The 14780-nt window shown below is 77.8% G+C and carries 6 protein-coding genes; all 6 read right to left on the bottom strand.

Annotated features, from left to right (window positions below; all coding sequences use genetic code 11):
* Positions 1-16 precede the first annotated feature (16 nt).
* The 6 genes from ACYP53_RS32970 to ACYP53_RS32945 all read right to left on the bottom strand — a co-directional run bounded on the left by ACYP53_RS32970 (position 17) and on the right by ACYP53_RS32945 (position 14746).
* Positions 17-301, bottom strand: coding sequence for a hypothetical protein (locus ACYP53_RS32970; protein ID WP_459650134.1), 285 nt, complete (start codon positions 299-301; stop codon positions 17-19).
* On the bottom strand, positions 298-4782 hold the full coding sequence (locus ACYP53_RS32965; RefSeq protein WP_459650133.1) for a type I polyketide synthase: 4485 nt from the start codon (positions 4780-4782) through the stop codon (positions 298-300). The genes ACYP53_RS32970 and ACYP53_RS32965 overlap by 4 nt, the downstream gene beginning before the upstream one ends.
* A gap of 86 nt (positions 4783-4868) precedes the next feature.
* Complete coding sequence (locus tag ACYP53_RS32960; RefSeq protein ID WP_189919605.1) at positions 4869-5609, bottom strand: aspartyl/asparaginyl beta-hydroxylase domain-containing protein; 741 nt, start codon at positions 5607-5609, stop codon at positions 4869-4871.
* Positions 5610-5613: 4 nt separating this feature from the next.
* Complete coding sequence (locus ACYP53_RS32955; protein WP_459650132.1) at positions 5614-12225, bottom strand: amino acid adenylation domain-containing protein; 6612 nt, start codon at positions 12223-12225, stop codon at positions 5614-5616.
* Positions 12222-14000, bottom strand: a complete 1779-nt coding sequence (locus ACYP53_RS32950; protein ID WP_459650131.1) for a non-ribosomal peptide synthetase — start codon at positions 13998-14000, stop codon at positions 12222-12224. Before ACYP53_RS32950 ends, ACYP53_RS32955 begins: the two co-directional genes overlap by 4 nt.
* The gene (locus tag ACYP53_RS32945) at positions 13997-14746 is read right to left on the bottom strand and encodes an aspartate/glutamate racemase family protein (RefSeq protein WP_459650130.1); all 750 of its coding nucleotides are present in this window, start codon (positions 14744-14746) and stop codon (positions 13997-13999) included. Before ACYP53_RS32945 ends, ACYP53_RS32950 begins: the two co-directional genes overlap by 4 nt.
* Positions 14747-14780: the final 34 nt, after the last annotated feature.

The raw sequence follows: 14780 nt of genomic DNA, 5'->3' as shown, positions 1-14780 counted from the left end.
ACGTCCAGCGGTCCGGTCAGCCGCAGCCCGACGTACTCGTTGAAGACGCCGAGGCCGGGGAGAGCTGCTCCACGAACCAGAGCCGCTCCTGGCCGAAGGACAGCGGCGCGGGCAGGGCCCGGTCGCGCGGCGGCAGCGCGGGCGCGGCGGTGGCGGAACCGGTGGCGGAGCCGGTGGCGGTGGCCGGGGCCGCGCCGGCGCGGCCCCGGGCGCGGGCCTCGAAGGCGGCGCGCTGCTCGGGGGTGAGCCGGGCGAGGCGGTCCTCGCGGCCCCGGGGGTTCCGGTCTGCGGGGTTGGTCACTGCTGCTCCAGTTCGGCGATGATGCGGTCTTCGATCTCGACGGCGAGGTCGGCGATGCGGCCGCCCTCGAAGAACACCCGGGCGGGGACGTCGACCTCGAACTCGGCCCGGAGCCGGGCCGCGACCTGGGCGGCCAGCAGCGAGTGGCCGCCGAGCTCCAGGAAGTCGTCCTCCACCCCGACCCGGTCGAGGCCGAGCAGTTCGGCGTAGATCTCGGCCAGCCGCTCCTCGGTCGGGGTGGCCGGGGCGGTGTACGGCGTGGCGAGTTCGGGGCGGGGCAGGGCCGCGGTCCGGGGCTGGTCGGCGCCCGGGGCGGTGGAGGTGCGCAGCGCGCCGTCCACGACGGCGGCGCCGACCCGGGCCACCACGGCCCGTCCGGGCGGGCCGTCCAGCAGGGCGGCGAAGGCGCGGGCGCCCTGCTCGGGGGTGAGCGCGCCGGCCAGCATGTCGGCCTGGAAGGCGCGCAGGGCCTCGGGCACCTCGGCCTGGCTGGCCATGCCGACCTGGGCCCACATGTCCCAGTCGACCGCCACCGCGTGGCGCTCGCCGCGGGCCGCCTCGGCCTCCGCGACGGCGCCGAGGTAGGCGTTGGCGGCCGCGTAGTCGGCCTGCCCGTAGGTCGGGATCAGGGTGGCGAGCGAGGAGCAGAGCACCAGCACCTCGGCCTCGCCGGGCTGCAGCGCGTCGAGCAGGTGGCGCAGGCCGGCGGTCTTCGGGGCGAGCACGGCGCGCATGCTGTCGTCGGAGCGCAGTTCGACCGAGCCGCCGCCGGGCACGCCGGCCGCGTGGATCACGCCGTCGATCCGGCCGAAGGCCGAACGGGCCTGGTCCAGCGCCCGGTTCAGCGATTCGGCGTCGGTGACGTCGGCCCGGACGGCCAGTACCTCGGCGCCGGCCTCGCGCAGGGCGTCCAGGGCGGTGGCGGCGCTCTGGTCGCCGGCGCCGCGGCCGATCAGGACGAGCCGGGCGGCGCCGGCCCGGGCCAGCGAGCGGGCGAGGGTCAGGCCGATGCCGCCGAGGCCGCCGGTGATCAGCCAGGTGCTGCCGGCCCGCACCCGGGCGGGGGAGGCCGGGACGGGCCGCTCGGCGCGCTCCACGGTGCGGGTGAGCAGGATGGAGCCGCGCAGGGCGAGCAGCCGGGCCGGGCCGGTGAGCGCGGCGCGCACCACGGCGGTGGCGGCGGCCTCGTCGAGCGCCGTCCCGGGGGCGAGGTCGACCTGGGTGCAGCGCAGGTTGCGGTACTCCTCGCCGAGCACCTGGACCGGGCCGCTGAGCAGGGCCGCGGCGGGCCGGGGCCGTTCGCCGGGGGCGGCCGGGAAGGCCCCGGCGGTCAGCACGCCGAGCCGCACCTCGTGCACGACGCTCTCGGCGGACATCGCCCGGGCGAGGTTGACCAGGCCGAAGTAGCCGTCGGTCTCGTCCGCGGTCTCGTCCAGCCCCCAGCCGTACAGGACGGCGGTGGGCGTACGGACCAGGGCGCGCAGGTCGGCGAGCAGCTTGGCGTACTGGGCCGGGTCGGCGGGGTCGAGCTCGTAGACGCCGCGGCGCACCCGCCGGTAGCCGGGCCCGGGCTGGACGGTGGTGACGATCTGTCCGCGCGCGGTCAGCAGGTCCACCAGGGGCTGGGCGGTGGCGGCCCGGTCCAGCAGGACCAGCCAGGTCTGGCGGCGGCCGGCCAGCGGGTCCTCCCCGGCCGGTTCGGCGAGCGGGCGCCAGGCGATGGTGGCGTGCACCGCGTCGAGCTCCGCGACGGGCAGCGCGGTGGCGGGGGCGTGGCCGGGCGGGGTCGGCTCGATCCAGTGCGGCAGCCGCTCGAAGGGGTAGCCGGGCAGGGTGGCGGGGCGGGCGGTGGCCGCCGGCGGCTCCCAGTCGACCGGGACGCCGTGCGTCCACAGGCTGCCGAGGGCCAGGACGGCACTGGCCGGCTCGTCCTCGGGGCCGCGGCGGCCGCGGGTCGGCAGCGGCGGCTGGGCGAGCCGGAGTCCGTCGCCGCCCTCGGCGGCCGAGCGGACCAGGTCGGTGAGCACGCTGCCGGGGCCGGTCTCCACCAGCACCAGCCGCTCGTCGAGCGCGGCGAGCCGGGTGAGCCCGTCGTGGAAGCGCACCGGGGAGAGCATCTGGCGCGTCCAGTAGCCGGGGTCGGTGGCCTGCTCCGGGGTGATCCAGTCGCCGGTGAGGTTGGAGAGGAACGGCACGGTGGGCTCGCGCAGCGTCACCCCGGCCAGCTCGGCGGCGAACCGCTCGGCGGCAGGGGCGCACAGGGCGCTGTGGAAGGCGCGGTCCACCGGCAGCGGCAGGCCGCGCAGGCCGCGCTCGCCGAGTTCGGCGGCGGCGCGTCCGGCGGCCTCGGCGGTGCCGGAGAGCACGGCGGCGGCCGGTCCGTTGACGGCGGCCAGGTCCAGGCCGTGCCGGGCGGCGAGTTCGGCGGCCGCGGGCTCGTCCAGCGGGACGGCGAGCATCGCGCCGGGCGCGGTCTCCTCCATCAGCCGGCCGCGGGCGGCGACCAGGGCGAGCGCCTCGGGCAGGTCGAGGACGCCGGAGAGCAGCGCGGCGGTGTACTCGCCGAGGCTGTGGCCGAGCAGCGCGACCGGGCGGACGCCCCAGTGCCGCCAGAGGGCGGCCGTGGCGTGGCCGACGGCCAGCACGGCGGGCTGGGTGATCGAGCTGCGGCGCAGCAGGTCGGTGTCGCCGTCGCGGAGCAGGTCGACCAGGTCCAGGCCCAGGTGCGGGCGCAGCAGCTCGGCGGCCTCGTCCAGGGCGGTCCGGAACACCGGGTGCGACCGGTGCAGGCCGAGGGCCATGCCGGGGTACTGGGCGCCCTGACCGGGCAGCAGGAAGGCGACGGGGGCGGCGCCCTGTCCGGCGCGGGCGCGGACGGACTCCCGGCGGCCGCCGCCGCGCAGCGCGGCCACGGCCTCGGCGGTGGACTTCGCGACCACGACCCGGCGCTGGACCAGCTGGCGGCGGCCGGTGCGCAGCGTCCGGGCGACGTCGGCCAGCGGGCGGTCGGGGTGGGCGGCGAGGTCGTCGGCGAGCCGCTCGGCGGCGGTGTCCAGCGCGCTGCCGGTCCGGGCGGAGAGGGGGAGCGCGACGGGCAGGGCGGCGGGCGCGTCGGCGCTCGCGCGGGCGGCCGGGTCGGGGGCCTGCTCCAGGACGACGTGCGCGTTGGTCCCGCCGATGCCGAAGGCGCTGACGGCGGCCCGGCGCGGGCCCCCGGCGACCGGCCAGTCGGTGAGGGCGGAGGGGACGAAGAACGGGCTGTCGGCCAGGCCGAGTTCGGGGTTGACGGACTCGGCGTGCAGGCTGGCCGGGATCCGGCCCTCGCGGACGGTGAGGATGGTCTTGATCAGGCCGGTGACGCCGGCGGCGGTGTCCAGGTGGCCGAGGTTGGACTTGACCGAGCCGAGGCCGCACCAGCCGGCAGTGGTGGGCGGTTCGGCGTCCTGCTCGGCGCGGAAGGCGGCGGTGAGCGCCTCGACCTCGATCGGGTCGCCGATCGGGGTGCCGGTGCCGTGCGCCTCGACGTAGCCGATGCTGTCCGGGGCGACACCCGCGACGGAGAGCGCCTCGCGGATCACGGCGGTCTGCCCGGCCACCCCGGGAGCGGTGTAACCGGCCTTGTTGGCACCGTCGTTGTTGACGGCCGAGCCGAGGACGACGGCGTGCACCCGGTCGCCGTCGGCGAGCGCGTCGGCGAGCCGCTTGAGCACCACGACGCCCGCGCCGTTGCCGAAGACCGTGCCGGCCGCCTCGGCGCCGAAGGGCCGGCAGTGCCCGTCCGGCGACTCGATGCCGCCGGGCACCGGCAGGTAGCCCGAGCGGTGCGGCACGGTGACGGTGACGCCGCCGGCCAGCGCCAGGTCGCACTCCTCGGACAGCAGGCTCTGCACCGCGAGGTGCACCGCCACCAGCGAGGTCGAGCAGGCGGTCTGCACGCTGACCGCCGGGCCGCGCAGGTTGAGCTTGTACGCGGCCCGGGCGGCCAGTTGGTCGGGCTGGTTGCCCTGGAAGAGCATCGGCACGCCGAGCGAGTCCCGCAGGTCGGTGCGCGGCAGCAGGTTGTGGATCAGATAGGTGCTCAGCAGCGAGCCGGCGTAGACCGCGATCGGCCCGGGCGCCCGGTCGGGGTCGCAGCCGGCGTCCTCCAGCGCCTCCCAGGCGCACTCCAGGAACAGCCGCTGCTGGGGGTCGATGACCGAGGCCTCCAGCGCGTTGTAGCCGAACAGCTGGGAGTCGAAGCCGGCGACGTCCGCCAGCACGCCCTTGGCGGCCACGTACCCGGGCTTGCCGGCCTCGGCCTGCGGCACGCCGGCGGCCCGCAGCTCCTCGGGGCCGAACCGGCTGATCGCCTCGGTGCCGGCTGCCAGCAGCTCCCACAGCGCGTCGACGGAATCGGCTCCGGGGAAGCGGCCCGCGAGGCCGACGACGGCGACCCGGCCGTCGGTCTCGGCCGCGTCGGGAAGGTCCGGCTGTGCGTTCAAGGTGTTCTCCGTGGTGTGGTGGGCTCCGCCGGCGGCGGGCGGGCGGGAGCGGGGTCGACCGGGTGCGGCCGGGGGAGGACCGGGGCTCAGACCGCCATCAGGTAGCGCTGGAAACGGGGCATCAGGAACTCCAGGGCGCGGACCTCGACGGGCGTCAGCTCCGGGTGCCAGACGTCCCAGAGCAGGACGGCGCGCTGCTGGGTGCCCTTGTTCCAGGCCTCGTGGATGAAGCTGTCGTCGAAGAGGATCACCTTGCCCTCCTCCCAGCCGCGCTCGTCGTCGGCGACCTTGATGCGGCAGCCGGGCGGGACGACCAGCGGCAGGTGCGCGGTGAGCAGCAGGTTCACGCCGCCGGTGTGCGGGGTGATGTGCACACCGGGGTTGAGGACGGTGAACATGCCGTCGCGCGGCCCGTGCGGGGTCGCGGACACGGCGGCGTGGGTCTCCGGGCAGCGCTCCGGGACCTCCTCGCGCCAGCTGCCGTTGCGGTAGAGCTGGTAGGTGTCCCAGCCCTGCCAGCCGAGCTCCTTGGTGTAGAGGTCCTCGTACGGGGCGAACCGGGCCTGCTCCTCGCGCAGCGCCAGGAACTCCGCCTTGATCGCCTCGTACGCCCCCTCCACCCGGGCCACCCAGGGCAGTTCGGCGGTGTCGTGCCAGGGCAGGGCGCTGATCCCGGGGAAGAACAGCCGGGTCGGCTCCTGGTCGTCGTGCAGGTACTCCGGGGCCTGCTCCCCGGTGAGGATGCGCAGGCACTCCTCGACCCGCTCCAGGCCCCCGGTGTCGCCGAGGTGGCCGTGCAGCTCCGTCATCACGCTCTGGACGTCCATGGATTCAGTCCCTCCCTGTCGGTGTGTGCGGGTCGCCGGCGGCCGTGCCCCCGGTCCGGTCGCGGGCCTCGCGGCGGGCCCTGGCCCGGGCCCGGACGGCGTTCTGGCGCCGTTCGCCGCGCGGTTCGGCGGCCCCGGCCGGGGCGGTGCCCGCCGGGGTGCCGGGGTCGGCGGTGAGGCCGGCCGCGAACTCGGCGATGGTCGGCCGGCCGAAGACGTCCACCAGCCGGACCGGCCGCTCCAGCCGGCGGGCCAGCTCCAGCTGGAGCCGGGCCGCGAGCAGCGAGTCGCCGCCGGCCTCGAAGAAGTTGGTGTGCCGGCCCACCGGACCGCCGCCCAGCAGCTGCCGCCAGGCGTCGGCGACGACCTGCTCGACACCCGCCAGCGGCGCGGCGTCGGCGGGCCGCGCGGCGGCCTCGGGCCGCGGCAGCCGGGCCCGGTCCCGCTTGTTGGTCCGGGTCCTGGGCAGCGCGTCCAGCAGCACCACGGTGTCCGGGACGACCGCCGCCGGCAGCCGCTCGGCCAGGTGCGTCCGCAGCTCGGCGCCGGTGACCCCGGGCGCGGCGACCGCGTAGCCCACCAGGCGGCGGGACGGGCCCTCGCCGTGCGCGGCCGCGGCGGCCTCGCGGACCCCCGGGTGCAGCTCCAGCAGGGCCTCGATCTCCTCCAGCTCGATCCGGTTGCCGCGGATCTTCAGCTGGCTGCCGATCCGGCCGGTGAACGCCAGTTCGCCGTCCGGCAGGCGGCGGCCGAGGTCCCCGGTGCGGTACAGCCGGCCGCCCTCCTCCCACGGGTCGGCGACGTACGCCCGGGCGCTCTCCTCGGGGCGGCGGTGGTACGAGCCGGCCAGCAGGTCGCTGCGCAGGTGGATCTCGCCGACCACGCCGACCGGGCAGAGCCGGCCGCGGTGGTCCAGGACGACGGCCTCCCGGCCCGGGATCGGGCTGCCGATCGGCACCCCGGCGGGGAACTCCTCGCCCGGCGCCAGCTCCCGGTGGGTGGCCAGCACGCACTCGGTGGGCCCGTACAGGTTGTGCAGCCGGGGCCGGCCGGGGCGGTGCGCCCAGGCGGCGGCCAGCGCCACCGGGAGCACCTCGCCGGCCATCAGCACGTGCTCCAGGTCGGGCAGTCCGGCGCCGGTGGCGTCCAGCGCCTCGGTGACCAGCTGGAAGAAGGCCGGGACGGTCTGGATCTGGGTGATCCGCTCGGCCCGCAGCCACTCGGCGACCGCCAGCGGGTCGCGGCGCAGCCCCTCCGGCGGCAGGCAGAGCACCGCGCCGGAGCAGAGCGCGGCGAACACCTCGGTGTACGCGGCGTCGTAGGTGAACGGCGCCCACTGGGCGATCCGGCTGTCCGGCCGGATGCCGAAGCGCTCGCGCTGCCAGTCGGCGAACTGGGCGAGCGCGGCCTGCGGCAGGGCGATGCCCTTGGGGGTGCCGGTGGAGCCGGAGGTGTACACCAGGCAGAGCGGGTCGCCGGGCGCCGGGACGGAAGCCGGGACGGGAGCCTGCGGGGCGGCATTCGGCACCCGCGGGTCGAGGAGTTCGACCGGGACGCCGGCGAAGCTCCCGTCGTCCCCGCGCAGCGCGCGGTGCCCGGCCAGGGTGCTCTCGGCGGCCAGCAGGCAGACCGGTTCGGCGTCGGCCAGCAGGGCGGTCAGCCGGGCGTCCGGGTCGGCCGGGTCGAGCACCGCGAAGGCGGCACCGGTCTTGGCGACGCCGAGGATCGCGGCCGTCCCCACCGGGCCGGCCGGCAGCAGTACCGAGACGAACCGGCCGGGTGCGGCGCCGCGCGCCAGCAGCCGGGCCGCGACGGCGTCGCTCCAGGCGTCGAGCTGCCGGTAGCCGACCGTCAGGCCGTACGCGCGGATCGCCGGGGCGTCCGGGCGGGCGGCCGCCTGGGCCCGGAACCGCTCGGCCACCGGGACGGCGTACCCGGCGCGCACCTCGCCCGCCGGGCGGGCCGGCCGCGGGGAGGGCAGCCCGGGGTCGGCGAGCTCGACCGCGTCCAGGGGCGCCCCGGGCGCGGCCAGCGCGGCCCGCAGCAGGGTGTGGAAGTGCCGGGCGAACCGGGCGGCGAAGTCCGGGCCGAACCGGTCCGCCGCGTACTCCAGGCCGCCGGCGATCCGGTCGGGGTGCTCGTCCAGGGCCAGCGTCAGGTCGTACTTGGCCGTGCCGGTGGGCAGTTGCCGCAGGACGCCGGTGGCCGCGCCCAGCCGGACGGCGGTCGGCGGCGCGTCCTGGAAGACCAGCGAGGCCTGCGCCAGGCTCGGCCGGCCCGGTTCGCGGGGCAGGCCGAGGCCGGCCACCAGCCGGTCGAAGGCGACCAGCGGACGGCCGAGGTCGGCCGCCAGTGCCCGGCCGGTGCGGGCGACCAGCCCGGCGAAGGACGGCGCGCCGGCCAGGTCCACCCGGACCGGCAGGGTGTTCACCAGGGAGCCGACCAGCGGCTCCAGTTCGGGCCGGTCCCGGTTGGCCGCCGGCACGCCCACGACCACGTCCTCGCTGCCCGCGTAGCGGCCCAGCAGGGCGGCGTACACGGCGAGCAGCAGGGTGAACGGGGTGGTGCGCAGCCGGGCGGCGCCCCGCCGCAGCTCGGCGGTCAGCTCCGCCGGCAGCGCCACCGGCAGGGTCTCGCCGGATCCGGCCGGGCGGGTCAGCGCCGGGACGTCGGTCGGCAGGTCGAGCACCCCGGGGTGCCCGTCGAGCCGCTTCAGCCAGTACTCCAGCTGCTCCTGGCGGTCCGCCACCCGCGCCTCGGCGGCGTGGTCGACCGCGTGGTCGGCGAAGCCCAGGGCGAGCGCGGGCGGCAGCTCGGCCAGGCCGAGGCGCGCGGCGTACAGGGCGGCCAGCTCGCGCACGGCCACGCCGATGGACCAGCCGTCCACCGCGAGGTGGTGCGCGGTGCACAGCAGCACCGAGCGCTCCGGGCCGGTCCGGACCAGGGTGAGCCGCAGCAGCGGCCCGGCGGCCAGGTCGAAGGGGTGGACGGCCTCCGCCCGGGCGAGCGCGTCCACCTCGCCGGGCGTCGCGTCGAGGACGGCGAGGTCCGGGGCGGCGGCCGGCGGGAGGACCAGGACCGGGCCCTCCTCGCGCAGTTCGCAGCGGGCGGCGAGCACCGGGTGGCGGGCCACCAGGTCGGCGAACGCCCCCCGCAGGGCGGCCGGGTCCACCGGGCCGGTCAGCTCCAGCGCGGCGGGCAGGTGATAGGCGGGCGAGTCCGGGGCGAGCCGGTGCAGCAGCCACAGCTGGCGCTGCTGGTCGGTCATCGGCACCGTGTCGGGGGTGGTGCCCGAGGCGCGGGGACCCGCGGGGGCGGGCGCGGCCGTCCGGGTCCGGGCCAGCGCGGCCGGGGTGGGGTCGGTGTAGAACTCGGCGAGCGAGGGCGCGGCGCCGAACCGGTCCCGGACCCGGCCGAGCAGCCGGGTGGCGGCGATGGAGTTGCCGCCGGCGGCGAAGAAGTCGTCCGTGGTGCCGACCCGTTCGGCCGGCAGTCCGAGCACCTCCGCCCAGAGTGCGACGGCGGACCGCTCGGCCGCGGTGGCCGGTTCGGTGCGGCGCGCGCCGGCGAACTCCCCGGTCCGGCGGGCCAGCGCGGGCCGGTCCACCTTGCCGCTGGTGTTCAGCGGCAGCTCGGGCAGGACGGCGATCACACCGGGTACGGCGGCCGCGGGCAGCCGCTCGCGCAGGTGACGGCGGAGCAGTTCGGGCAGCGCGTCCGCCTCGGGCAGCGCGTCCGCCTCGGCCGGGGCGTCGTCCTCGGTGCGGGTGCCGTCTCCGGTGCGGGCGGTGACGAAGGCGACCAGCCGGGGGCCGGCCGGCTGCTCCCGGTCGACCACCACGGCCGCCTGCCGGACGCCGGGGTGGGCGGCCAGCAGGGACTCCACCTCGCCGACCTCGATCCGGTGGCCGAGGATCTTCACCTGCTGGTCGGCGCGGCCCAGCACCACGATCCGGCCGTCCGGCAGGTGCCGGGCCAGGTCGCCGGTGCGGTAGACGGTGCCGCCGGCCGGGTCGACCGGGTCGGGCACGAAGGCGGCGGCGGTCAGCTCGGGGCGGTCGCGGTACCCGGCGCTCACCCCGGCCCCGCCGATCACCAGCTCGCCGACGGCGCCGCGCGGCACCGGCCGCAGGTGCCGGTCGAGGACGTAGCAGACCGTGCCGGCCACCGGGCGCCCGACCGTGACGGGCTCGCCGGGCAGGATCCGGGCGACGGTGGACCAGATGGTGGTCTCGGTGGGGCCGTACAGGTTCCACAGCTCGGCGCAGCGCGCCAGCAGCCGGTCGGCGAGGTCGGCGTCCAGGGCCTCGCCGCCGCAGAGCGCGCGCAGCCCCGGCCGGCCCGGCCAGCCGCCGTCCAGCAGTCCGCGCCAGAGCGAGGGGGTGGCCTGCATCGCGGTGGCGCCGCAGTCGTCCAGCAGCGCGCCCAGCGCCTCGGCGTCGCGGACGCTCGCGCGCGGGGCGACCACGACCCGGCCGCCGGCCAGCAGCGGGGCGAACAGCTCCAGCACGGAGATGTCGAAGGTGATCGAGGTGACCGCGAGCAGGGTGTCGTCGGGGCCGAGGCCCGGCTCGGCGCGGACGACGCTGTGCAGCAGGTTGGCCACGCAGCCGTGCGGCACCGCGACGCCCTTGGGCAGCCCGGTGGAGCCCGAGGTGTACATCAGGTACGCGAGGTCCCCGGGGGCGGGCGTGACGGTCCGTACGCCCTCCTCGGCCTCCGCGGCCTCGGCCAGCAGGGCGGCCGGGTCGGCAGTGGGTAGACCCGGGAGGCCGTCGCCGACCAGCAGCAGGGCGCCGCTGTCGGCGAGCACGTGCTCGGCCCGCGCGGCGGGCAGCGCCTCGTCCAGCGGGACCAGGACGGCGCCGGCCCGCCAGATGCCGACGATCAGCGGCACCAGCGCGGCGTCCCGCTCGACCCGCAGCGCCACCCGGTCGCCGGGGGCCACGCCGTACCGGGTGGCCAGCCGGTGGGCGACCCGGTCGGCGGCCGCGTCGGCGGCGGCCCGGGTGAAGGCGGTGCCGGGCGACTCGACGGCCGGCGCGGCGCCGTCCAGCCGGGCGAGGTCGCGCAGCGCCTCGGGGACGGTGGCCCAGGCGCGGTCGCCGTCCGGCGCCCGGTTGAAGTCCGTCAGGACCTGGCGGCGGCGGGGCCCGGAGAGCACCGGCAGTTCGGCCAGCGGCCGGTCCGGGCCGTCGACTGCGGCCTCCAGCAGGCACAGCAGCGAGTCGGCGAAGTCGGCCACCGTCTCGGGGGCGAGCAGCGCGGTGCGGTACTCCAGCGTGGCGTCCAGCGCGCCGGAGGGGCGCGGCCGGAGGAAGAGGGTCAGGTCGTACTTGGCGGTGCCGCTGTGCGAGGGCGCCGGGGTGGTCAGGACGCCGGGCAGCTCCAGGGTGGTGGTGGGGCCGCTGTGGAAGGAGTACATCAGCTGGAACAGCGGGGTGCGCCCGCCGGCGGCCCGGCCGAGGCGCTCCAGCACCAGGTCGAAGGGGGTGTCCCGGTGCCGGAGGTCGGCCTTGAGGTGCTGCCGGGTGCGGGCGAGGGCCTGCCGGAAGCTCGGGTCGCCGCCGAGGTCGCCGCGGTGGGCCACGATGTTGAGCAGCGGGCCGACCACGCCGGCCAGCGCGGAGCGGTTGCGGGTCGCCACCGGCATGCCGACCAGCAGCTCGTCCTGGCCGGTCCAGCGGGCGGCGGTGGCGCAGAAGGCGGTGAGCAGCACGGTGGACGGGCTGGCCAGCTCGGCCCGGCCGAAGGCGCTGAGCCGGGCGGCCAGGTCGGCGGGGACGGTGAAGTGGTGCAGGGCGCCGGCGGCCGGGTCGGGGTCGAGGCCGGGGTCGGTGGGCAGGCCGGCGGTGGGCAGTTCACCGGCCAGCCGGGTGGTCCAGTGGTCGAGTCCGGGGCCGGTTCCGGAGCCGCCGCCGGTTTCGGTGCCGGCTTCGGTGCCGGCTTCGGCGCGCTGCCAGGCGGCGTAGTCGCCGAAGTCGGGCCCGCGGTCGGGTGCGGCGTCGGGTGTGGCGTCGAGTGAGTCGTCCGGCGAGCCGTCGAGTGCGGCGGCGTACCCGGCGGCCAGGGACTCCAGGAAGACGCCGAAGCCCCAGGCGTCGACCACGATGTGATGGGCGGTGAACAGCAGCAGCGAGCGGTCCGCGCCGAGCCGGAACAGGTGGGTGCGCATCAGCGGCGGCCGGGCGAGGTCGAAGGGCGTGGCGACGGCGCCCGCGACCAGCCCGGCCAGCCGCTCCTCGCGGTCGGCCTCGGCCACGCCGGACAGGTCGACGGTCTCGACGGTGGGCCGGACCCGCTCGGCGAACAGCTGCCACGGCTCGCCGGCGCCGTCGGGCTCGCCGGCGCCGTCGGGGTCGCCGGCGCGGTCGCCGTCACGGTCGCCGTCCGCGGCGACGGAGCAGCGCATCATCTCGTGCCGCTCCGCGACGGCGGCCAGCGCCCGCTCCAGGGCGGCCTCGTCCAGCGGGCCGCTGACCCGGAAGGCGGCGCTCTCGTTGTGCAGGGCGGTGCCGGGCAGCACCTGCTCGGCCCGCCAGATGGCGCGCTGGGCGTAGGAGAGCGGGGCGCGGCCGAGGTCGGCACGCAGCGGCAGGGAGGTGTCGCGGCTCATCGGCGCTCTCCCGCCGGCGAGGCGCCGTCACCGCTGCCGTCGCGGCCGGCCGCGACGGCAGCGGCCAGCCCGGCCACGGTGGGGGCGCCGACGTACACCCGCAGCGGGACCTCGACGCCGAAGCGGGTGCGCAGCCCGTCCAGCAGCCGGGCGATGCCCAGGGAGTCCCCGCCGAGCAGGGCGAAGTCGTCGTGGCGGCCGACGGCGGGCAGGTGCAGCAGCTCGCACCAGAGTTCGGCGATCCCGGCCTCCAGGCCGTCCAGCGGCTGCTCGCCGGTGCGGCCGGCCAGGGCGGCGGGGCTGGGCAGCGCGCGCCGGTCGGCCTTGCCGCTGAGGGTGCGCGGGATCGCGGCGAGCCGGAGGTAGCGGGCGGGGCGGGCGGCGGCGGGCAGGCCCTCGGCGGCGTACTCGCGCAGCTCCTCGTCGGTGACGGCGGCGGTGCCGGCCGTGGTGGCGGCCGCGGCGACCAGGTAGGCGCAGAGCACCGGCTCGCCGTCGTCCTCCTCGACCAGGGCGGCGCAGACGTCCGCGACCCCGGGGTGTCGGCGCAGCAGGTCCTCGATCTCGCCGAGTTCGACCCGGGCACCGTTCACCTTGACCTGCTGGTCGCGGCGGCCGAGGACCTCCAGGGTGCCGTCGGCGCGCAGCCGGCCGAGGTCGCCGGTGCGGTAGCGGTCCGTCCCGACGAAGCCGCCGCCGGGCCCGGCCAGGTAGCCGCGGAGCGGGAACGGGGTGCGGATCTCGATCTCGCCGATGGCCTCCGTGACGGGGCGTCCGGCGGCCAGCACGGCCACCTCGACGCCGGGCATCGGCGTGCCGGCCGGGACGGTCTCGGCCTCGGCGTCCTCGGCGGTGAGCCGGCGGAAGACCTTGGTCATGGTGGTCTCGGACGGCCCGTAGAGGTTGACCAGCTCCTTGTCGGAGCCGAACAGGCCGCGCCACCAGGTGATGTCGGCGGGGCGGACCGGCTCCCCGGCGAGCAGCGCGGCGCGCAGGCCGGGCAGGGAGCCGGTGGTGAGCCCGGCGGCGCGCAGGGTGCGGAACACGGTGGGCACGCAGTGCAGCAGTTCGATCCGCTGCTCGGCCAGCCAGCGGCCGAGGGCCGCGCCGACCGGGATCGGGCCGGGCCCGGGGAGGACGGCGGTGCCGCCCGCGCAGAGCGGGACCAGGGCGTCGCGCAGGAAGGCGTCGAAGCCGGGGGAGGTGAGCATCGAGACCCGGGTGCCGGGGGCGACGGCGAACTCGGCGAGCTCCCAGTCCAGGAAGTGCGCGACCGCCTCGAAGCCGCCCCGGATGCCCTTGGGGCGGCCGGTGGTGCCCGAGGTGAAGTAGACGTACCCGGCGTCGGGGCCGGTCAGGCCGCGCCAGTCCCCGGCCGCCCAGGGCAGCGGGGTGACCGACTCGGCGTCGAGCAGCGGCAGTTCGCCGTGGCCGGCGGCGGCCAGCGCGGCGCGGCCGGGCGCGTCGGCGAGCACGGTGCCCGGGTCCAGGTCCTCCAGCACGGCCGTCCAGCGGGCGGCCGGCTGACGGGTGTCCACCGGGGCGAACGGACGGCCGGTGGCGGCGCAGGCGAGGACCGCGGCCACCACCGGGACGGGGTCGGCGCAGGCCACCAGGACCGGGCCGGTGCCGTCGGCGAGCCGGGCCCGCAGCCCGGTGGCCAGGTCGGCCAGCTCTCGGTGGCTCCAGTCCCGCTCGGCGGTGGCGAGGGCGGGGGCGGCGGCTCGGCGCTCGACCTGGTCGGCCCAGCGGTCGAGGATGCTCGTGTGGCTCACAACTCTCCGTTCATGATCCGGTGGGCCACGACCGTCAGCGGGTCGAGGGAGGGGAGGGCCTCGCTCAGACCGGCGTCCTCGATCGCCCTGGTGACCAGGTGCAGCTCGGTGCAGGCGGCGACGAAGGCCCGCACGCCGTAGCGGGGCAGGGTCTCGCGCAGGAAGTCGATGGTGCGGGCCGGGTCCTCGCCGCGCTTGAGGCGGTGGATCTCCCGGTGCAGCGCCTCCTGGTCGGCCGGGCGCAGCGCGACCAGCAGTTCGGCGGCGCGGGCGCCGGCCGGGCCCGAGGTGAGGACGCCGGCCCGGGCGGTCCCGGAGGAGCAGAGCAGCAGGTGGGGTTCGCCCGCCGCGGCCAGCTCCTCGTGCACCACGTCGACCAGCGAGACGCAGCGCGCCGCGAGGTCGGCGGGCAGGTCGCCGAGCACGTGGTGGGCGGTGATGCAGGCGATCACCGCGCGCTCGGCGCCGGCCGCCAGCAGGCCGCGCAGCGAGGTCTCCACAGCGCTTCGCAGCAGGTCGAGTTCGCCGTCGCTGATGGCCTGGGTGCGGTCCACCACGGCGGGGTCGGACCAGAGCAGCAGCCGGGGGGTGTCCTGCTCGGGGTGGAGCCGGCAGGCCCGGTAGACGGTGCGCAGCAGTTCGGTGGAGGCCAGCGGCCCCATGCCGCCGAGCACACCGATCAGCGGGTGGCGCGGGCGGGGGCCGTCGGCGGTGCGTGCGGCTGCGGACCCGGGCGCTGAGGGCACGGGCGTTGAGGGCACGGTCGTCGCGGACACGGTC

This window comes from Kitasatospora sp. Ki12 (genome assembly GCF_054601375.1).
Note: the sequence above shows the minus strand (reverse complement) of the source record. Positions and strands in the feature narration are given on the sequence as shown.

Bases quoted from the DNA above. Each gene is read 5' to 3' on its own strand.
- ACYP53_RS32960 (WP_189919605.1), bottom strand. From the start codon at position 5,609: ATGGACGTCCAGAGCGTGATGACGGAGCTGCACGGCCACCTCGGCGAC.
- ACYP53_RS32955 (WP_459650132.1), bottom strand. From the start codon at position 12,225: ATGAGCCGCGACACCTCCCTGCCGCTGCGTGCCGACCTCGGCCGCGCC.